We start from the raw sequence: 6183 nt of genomic DNA, 5'->3' as shown, positions 1-6183 counted from the left end.
TCGGGGCTAAAGCCACCGACCTACGGGGTGACGGTTCAAAAAATTCAAACTTCAGCGTGCCGGATCAATAGTGTTGACCACGGCGCGATAACGCGGCTCGTCAGGAAACCCCACCAGATCATCGTAGGAAGAACCAACCCAGCGGATCTCTTTATCTTTATTTTTATCCTTATCTTTGTCTTTATCCATTCACACCCCCGCGTACAAAATTTTATACCAACAAAGGAAAAATACAAAGACATGTGAGGATAAGCAACTCCCTCAGCGTGGTAGCTGCTGATCAGATGTGGCGCTCAAACGCAGGCCTGAAGTCATTGAGCTCCTGCGATTGCAGCCCAACCTCTGCTGAGGTGGCCACATCTTTCCATTGGCTGACCGCCTCAGCCACTTCTTTAAGGATGGATTGCGCTTGTGGCTGCGACAACTCAAAACGGGCAGCTTGAACCAGGAGTTGCTGGGTCGAGGTGATCGGACCGCTGTCTTCGCTGAGCCAGGTTTTAGATTCCCGATCTTTGTCAGGAAAAGGATTCAAATCAAACGCCGGTGCCAGTCGCCACTGGTTGTTGCCACTGTACAGAAACCCGATGTTCTGCAGGTGATCGTCGACATTCGTGATCAGGTGGTTGAACACCAGCCGTCGCCACAATTGCCTGGCATCTTCGGCAAAGTTCTCGCACTTGGAGCGCATCACATCGATGATTTCCGTGTACGCATGTTCATCGTTGCGGTTGGCTTGCAACAGCGTGGCACCAGAGATGTAGGGGATGCGATTTTGTTCCGGCGTGCGGTCAAAGCGGCGAATCAACGCAACTGCTTGGTCCTGAACCATCACGACCCGTGCTTGCGCGGTGTCAATGCCTGCCAGCTGGGCAAGTCGCAGTGCCAGCACTTCGCCGCGCGTGACAGAGCGTTCATCGTTCACGCTGGGAAACTTGCCCAATGACAAAGCACCATCTGAATCCAGGATGGTGCATTTGGGGCGCATGCCTCCAAGGGAGGTTCCTTTGCCCTGAAGGTAGGCCAAGTCTTCGGCAGTTTCTACGCTGGCTTCAACCGCACGAGAAGCAAGAAGGATTTTTTCCAACTCCAGGAACGCAGGTGTAGAACGCGCGCCATCGGCCACCCTGCGCACGAAGTGCCCGTTCTCATCTCGCAGCCGCAGTGCGCCCACCCGGCTGAAATCATCCACGCAAGCGAGGTAGTCCGCTTCGGTCAATTGCCCCAGTGACGCTTCTTTGGCACGGGCCTTGGCATGTGCGCGTGCGATCACACGCCGTCCCCACGCGTCCGGCTCGGTGTCGGCCAGGGCCAAGAAAAAGCAGGTGTCGTTTGGGGTCGGTGGTTTGCGCAGTTGGTAGCCACTTTGGCGGTTGAGGTCTGGCGAGACATCGAAGAACTGGGCATCTGCCAGCCAATCGTCGCTGTAGGCGAATTGAGAATATTCTCTTTGACCGTCTTTGACGAAGATGAGCCGCCCCACCGGCTTGTCTGCCTTGCCCAAAAAGACATTCATCTGGGTGCGGGCGGGGGTTTGCCTGGCGGTGGGTTTAACAGCAGGTTTTGTGGCCATCAAAACGCCCCTGATTCTGGTGATTTACGAGACTTGCGCACGCGCTGGGGCAACTTTTCATCCATCAAGGTCAGACCCATGGTGTCTTGCGCCGTGTCGAGCAATTGATTGAGCTTGTCCAGCTCCCCGAATACCTGCAAGGCCCTGGCGAGATGAACCATGGCGGTGCCCGGGTGGCCAGCCTCCATGCGCCGCATGGTGTGGACAGAAGCGCCGATCCTCTGCGCAAGATCTTCTTGTGTCAGGTGCCTGCGCCTGCGCGCCAGCGAAATCGCCTGACCGAGTCGGGTCAGGCTGCGCGAGACGGGCAATGGTGGCGGGGACAGATATTTCATTTAAAACAAATTTTATGCTGTTTTAAATTATTTAGAAATACATATATGAGTGATTAAACTTTTAAAACATAAAAGTTGACTTGGGGATTGCACGCAGCAAGCACGATGTGCTTTCGGCTCACGATCTGGCCAGCATCAAAGCTTTGTGCACGCCTCCGCCTGTGTACAGCCCAGCGCGGGTCGCACAAATTCGGCTGAAAAAAGCCAAGATGAGTCAGACCGTTTTTGCGGGCTTTCTCAATGTTCGCCCTTCTACCGTACAAAAGTGGGAGTCGCCGGCCTCGGGTAAACACCCCGGTGGTGCTGCAGCAAAACTGCTTCAGCTCATTGACGCCAAAGGCATTGCAGCTCTTGCCATCTGACCTTCCCATCAATGACGCGCAAACAAGCTTTGTCAGTCGCTCTCAATCGCGTCGAATACGGCCTCTGGCACGGTGAATGCAAACTTTTTGCGCCGATTGAATGTGGCCGTTTTGAAGGACGCCCCATTCCAGGCATTGTGGCCAGACGTGGGACTGGGGCTGCCGTTTTGATGGGATGTCGGCAAAGGATGGCGGCTGGCGGTCGTTAAAAACCAGTTTTTTGCCGCTTAGGGGTCCATTTCTGCAGCATTTTTTCGATTTCCAGGGATTCACCTGTAAATAAAGTCAAAAAACAGCTAAAGAAATACTGGCACGCAGTTTGCTTGAAAGGGTTCAACCTCGGTTTTGGCCATGTGCCACCGAAATTTTGACACCCTTCTCCAGGAGACCCCTCCATGACATCCCTTTACCAAGCCCTGCTGTCGCAGGCGGCCATCGGTCACATGCTCAGCGAGCGGGACGTCTCGCGTTTTTCTGCCGCCGAGATCCGCCAAACCATGGCCGACTTGGTCGCGGCCGATCAAATTCCTCTGGCCAATGCCTTGGCTGCTGCAGGCCAAAGCCTGTACCCCGAGAGCGAAGATATTTTGGCCATGAGTGCTTTGCTGGCCGAGATTCAGCAAGACTGGACCGCTGCTGAAGAGTTGCTGCACAAGCTGGTCGATACCCAGGGCGAAGCGGCCACGCCGCTCACTTGGCGTCATCTGATTCGGGTGCTGCGCTGCCAGTGCGAACCCGGCAAGGCATTGCAAGCGGCCCAGCAGGCCATGGCAGCCCACCCCACCGACACCAACTTGCTTGAAGAATTTTTGGCGCTGCAAGAGCTGGTCTGCGCGCAAGTGCCCGTGGCCGCATCGGCCCAGATGCACTGAGCACCCTGATCGACCGCCATCCATTCCACTGAAACCTCTTTATAAAGATTCACAGCCATGTCTGTCATCAACACCAACATCAAGTCGCTGGTTTCACAAAACGCGCTGAACAAAAACAACGATGCCTTGGCCTCGGCCTTGCAACAGTTGTCTACGGGCACGCGCATCAACAGCGCAGCAGACGATGCCGCAGGCCTGGCGATTTCATCGCGCATGACGGCCCAAATCCGTGGTTTGGACCAGGCTGTGCGCAATGCCAACGACGGGATTTCGCTGTTGCAAACTTCTGAAGGTGCCTTGATTGAGGTCACCAACATGATGCAGCGCATGCGCGAACTGTCCGTTCAGGCGGCCAACGACACCAACACCGCCTCTGACAGAACGTCCCTGAATCTGGAATATGGCCAATTGATGCAAGAGATCAACCGCGTTGCGCAAAACACGCAATGGAACGGGATGAACATCATGAACAACACGACCATCGGCACGGGCGGCACGCTGGCCGCACCCGCCACGGCAGGTACAGAGCTGCGCAACATCAAGTTCCAGGTCGGCTCCAACGCCAATCAAACCATCAGCGCTCAGCTCAAGGACTTCACCATCCCCATGACCGCCGCTGGCATTCCCGACACCGCAACTGTTCCAGCCGCCACACAAATTTTCAGTGGCACCGCAAGGCTCAATGACACCGACATCACCTCAGTGAGCAATGCGAGCACCGCCATGACGCGCCTGGATGCCGCATTGGGAAAAATCACGGACGAACGCGCCACCTACGGTGCAGTCATCAACCGCTTGACCTATGCGTTGGACAATTTGACCAACGTGGCGCAAAACACCACCGAGTCTCGCAGCCGCATCATGGACACCGACTACGCCAAGGCTTCGAGCGAATTGGCGCGCACGCAAATCATCTCGCAAGCGGCCACCGCCATGCTGGCGCAAGCCAACCAGTCACCCCAATCGGTGCTGCAGTTGCTGCAAGGCTAAGCACCCCAGGCCCGTGCCAAAGCCTGCAAGCCCGATGGGTTTGCAGGTTTTTTTTCGTCCGTCCAAAGGCTTTCTGGCACAGCTTTTGCAAACCACCATGAACAGCGCTGGCTTTGCAAAAGACCGACGTTTTGTTGACAGGGCCTCGCCCCGTCAGCCCGCACCAGCCTTGCAAAGCCGCCCCAAACCAGACCGCCCCTGAACGGAGAAACCATGACCCCGATTGCCCACCACACACCTGAAGCCACCCGCCAGTTCTTGGTGGCCATGTGCGCCAAAGCCAACAGCCAGCTGTCGGCCATGGGCTTGACCACAACGCCCGAGTTGGCCGTGGCAGCGCAGGCCAATCTGGACCTGGCCACCGTGCTGGACTTGCTGCGCGACTGAGCCATCCCACACCCGCCATGCGCCGCCTCTTTGCAGGCGGGTTCCACCACGACCAAGAACGGGACACTCCTTGCCTGCCCTGCCCCAACTCACCACGCCTTCGGCGGGACCCACACGTGGCCCCAACTGCTGGCAATGCCGCTTTTTTGGTGTGAGCTACATCCCGGCCACGCCCTATGTCTGCCGCGCCATGGGCTTCCAAACCAAAGTGCTGCCCTGTCTTGAAGTGCTGCGAACCGATGGCGAGTTTTGCAGATCTTTTGAAGCCAAGACCATCGCCCCCCGTGCTGCAAACACGTGAGCTTGCGCATGGACTGGCCCTTTGGCCCTTTGGCCCTTTGGCTGTTTGACCCGTTGGCGCATGTGCGGTGCCTCTTGTTGACGAACTGGCTCAGAAACACCCGCCGGCCCTCACCCTGCACCCAGCGCCATGACGAGCGAACCCCGGCTGCCCCCCTTGTCTCAGCCCGCGGCCCCTGACAAGCGACTCTGTCAATCTTTCGTCTGGACGTGTCAAGCTTTTGGCTGAACATTAAAAAATAAAAAGTATTCTTTTTTGTTTTTTTAAATGCCTTTTATATATTTTTAACGTTGGCACAAGGGTTGCTTTACATGTTCCATCTGAATGTGAGGCCACACCGTGAAGCCATCTCCTGTATCTGCCCCTCTGGCTCTTTGGCTGGACCCTGAAAAACCGCTGAGCCCTGAGCACAGCCAAGCCCTGCATGCCAGCGGCTGGGCCTTGATGCCTGTGCACACACTGGACAGCTTGGTGTCGCACGCGGCCGATGCGGCCGTGGTGGTTTTGCACCTGAGCGTGGACGTGACCCGTTTAAAAGCCGTTCAGCAACTCCTGCAAGAAGCCGGGCTGAACACCCCCGTGGTGGCGCGGGTCGAGCGCCAAGATCTCGAACTGGCCGTGGAAGCCAGTCAGTCAGGCGCCCTGGCCGTGTTGGCCGCCTGTGACACGCGCAATGCTTCGTGGATGCGTCTGCACAGCGCGCTCAACCCCAACCCCTGTCGCACCAGCACCCCGCCTACACGCAACGTGGTCTTTGTCGACCCCGCCAGCCAGCACCTGCTGGCTCTGGCCCAAAAAGTGGCCCTGGCCGAAGTCACCGCCTTGCTGGTCGGCCCCACCGGTTCGGGCAAAGAGGTTCTGGCCCGCGTGCTGCACGAAGCTTCTGGCCGTGCCCGTGGTCCGTTCGTGGCCTTGAACTGTGCCGCCATGCCGGAAAACCTGATCGAAGACATGCTGTTTGGTCACGACAAGGGCGCATTCACCGGCGCCCACCGCGATCAAAAGGGTTTGTTTGAACAAGCCCAGGGCGGCACCTTGTTTCTGGACGAAATTGGCGAGATGCCTATGCACCTGCAGAGCAAGCTGCTGCGCGTGCTGCAAGAGCGCCAACTCACCCGACTGGGTGGCCAAAGCACCATCCAGTTGAATGTGCGCATCGTGGCCGCCACCAACAAAGATCTGAAAAAAGCCATCGCAGAGCGCGAGTTCCGCGAAGACCTGTACTACCGCATTGCCACTTTCCGCATGCGCCTGCTGCCCTTGGCCGAGCGTCCTGGCGACATCATCCCGCTGGCCATGCAGTGCCTATTGCAACACGACAAGAAACCTTGGCAACTGCACCCACAAGCCCAAGCACTGCTGCTGC

General features: G+C 57.2%; 9 protein-coding genes. 6 read left to right on the top strand and 3 right to left on the bottom strand.

The window, feature by feature from the left end:
- Positions 1 to 51 precede the first annotated feature (51 nt).
- The 3 genes from Q0O99_RS17350 to Q0O99_RS17340 form a co-directional block, all read right to left on the bottom strand.
- The gene (locus tag Q0O99_RS17350) at positions 52 to 189 is read right to left on the bottom strand and encodes a hypothetical protein (RefSeq protein ID WP_293753226.1); all 138 of its coding nucleotides are present in this window, start codon (positions 187 to 189) and stop codon (positions 52 to 54) included.
- Positions 190 to 280: 91 nt separating this feature from the next.
- A complete protein-coding gene (locus tag Q0O99_RS17345) occupies positions 281 to 1570 on the bottom strand; it encodes a type II toxin-antitoxin system HipA family toxin (protein WP_293753225.1) in 1290 nt (429 codons plus the stop codon).
- Positions 1570 to 1905 (bottom strand): helix-turn-helix transcriptional regulator, encoded by a 336-nt coding sequence (locus Q0O99_RS17340; RefSeq protein ID WP_293753224.1) that lies wholly within the window; start codon positions 1903 to 1905, stop codon positions 1570 to 1572. The genes Q0O99_RS17345 and Q0O99_RS17340 overlap by 1 nt, the downstream gene beginning before the upstream one ends.
- A gap of 209 nt (positions 1906 to 2114) precedes the next feature.
- Here Q0O99_RS17340 and Q0O99_RS17335 point away from each other — a divergent pair, with 209 nt between their 5' ends.
- The 6 genes from Q0O99_RS17335 to Q0O99_RS17310 all read left to right on the top strand — a co-directional run.
- A complete protein-coding gene (locus Q0O99_RS17335; protein WP_293753223.1) occupies positions 2115 to 2267 on the top strand; it encodes a hypothetical protein in 153 nt (50 codons plus the stop codon).
- Between the two features lie 395 nt (positions 2268 to 2662).
- Positions 2663 to 3139 (top strand): hypothetical protein, encoded by a 477-nt coding sequence (locus Q0O99_RS17330; RefSeq protein WP_293753222.1) that lies wholly within the window; start codon positions 2663 to 2665, stop codon positions 3137 to 3139.
- Positions 3140 to 3196: 57 nt separating this feature from the next.
- The gene (locus Q0O99_RS17325; protein ID WP_293753221.1) at positions 3197 to 4129 is read left to right on the top strand and encodes a flagellin; all 933 of its coding nucleotides are present in this window, start codon (positions 3197 to 3199) and stop codon (positions 4127 to 4129) included.
- Between the two features lie 213 nt (positions 4130 to 4342).
- Positions 4343 to 4516, top strand: coding sequence for a hypothetical protein (locus tag Q0O99_RS17320; RefSeq protein ID WP_293753220.1), 174 nt, complete (start codon positions 4343 to 4345; stop codon positions 4514 to 4516).
- 70 nt (positions 4517 to 4586) lie between these two features.
- On the top strand, positions 4587 to 4817 hold the full coding sequence (locus Q0O99_RS17315) for a hypothetical protein (RefSeq protein ID WP_293753219.1): 231 nt from the start codon (positions 4587 to 4589) through the stop codon (positions 4815 to 4817).
- Positions 4818 to 5156: 339 nt separating this feature from the next.
- Positions 5157 to 6183: sigma-54 factor interaction domain-containing protein (locus tag Q0O99_RS17310; protein ID WP_293753218.1), on the top strand; the 1027-nt coding region annotated here is incomplete at its 3' end.

This window comes from Limnohabitans sp. Rim8 (assembly GCF_945901735.1).
Classification (GTDB): Bacteria; Pseudomonadota; Gammaproteobacteria; order Burkholderiales; family Burkholderiaceae_C; genus Limnohabitans_A.
Note: the sequence above shows the minus strand (reverse complement) of the source record. Positions and strands in the feature narration are given on the sequence as shown.

Coding starts and splice junctions, on each gene's coding strand:
- Q0O99_RS17330 (WP_293753222.1), top strand. CDS start 2,663: ATGACATCCCTTTACCAAGCCCTGCTGTCGCAGGCGGCCATCGGTCAC.
- Q0O99_RS17340 (WP_293753224.1), bottom strand. CDS start 1,905: ATGAAATATCTGTCCCCGCCACCATTGCCCGTCTCGCGCAGCCTGACC.
- Q0O99_RS17350 (WP_293753226.1), bottom strand. CDS start 189: ATGGATAAAGACAAAGATAAGGATAAAAATAAAGATAAAGAGATCCGC.
- Q0O99_RS17320 (WP_293753220.1), top strand. CDS start 4,343: ATGACCCCGATTGCCCACCACACACCTGAAGCCACCCGCCAGTTCTTG.
- Q0O99_RS17335 (WP_293753223.1), top strand. CDS start 2,115: ATGAGTCAGACCGTTTTTGCGGGCTTTCTCAATGTTCGCCCTTCTACC.
- Q0O99_RS17325 (WP_293753221.1), top strand. CDS start 3,197: ATGTCTGTCATCAACACCAACATCAAGTCGCTGGTTTCACAAAACGCG.
- Q0O99_RS17345 (WP_293753225.1), bottom strand. CDS start 1,570: ATGGCCACAAAACCTGCTGTTAAACCCACCGCCAGGCAAACCCCCGCC.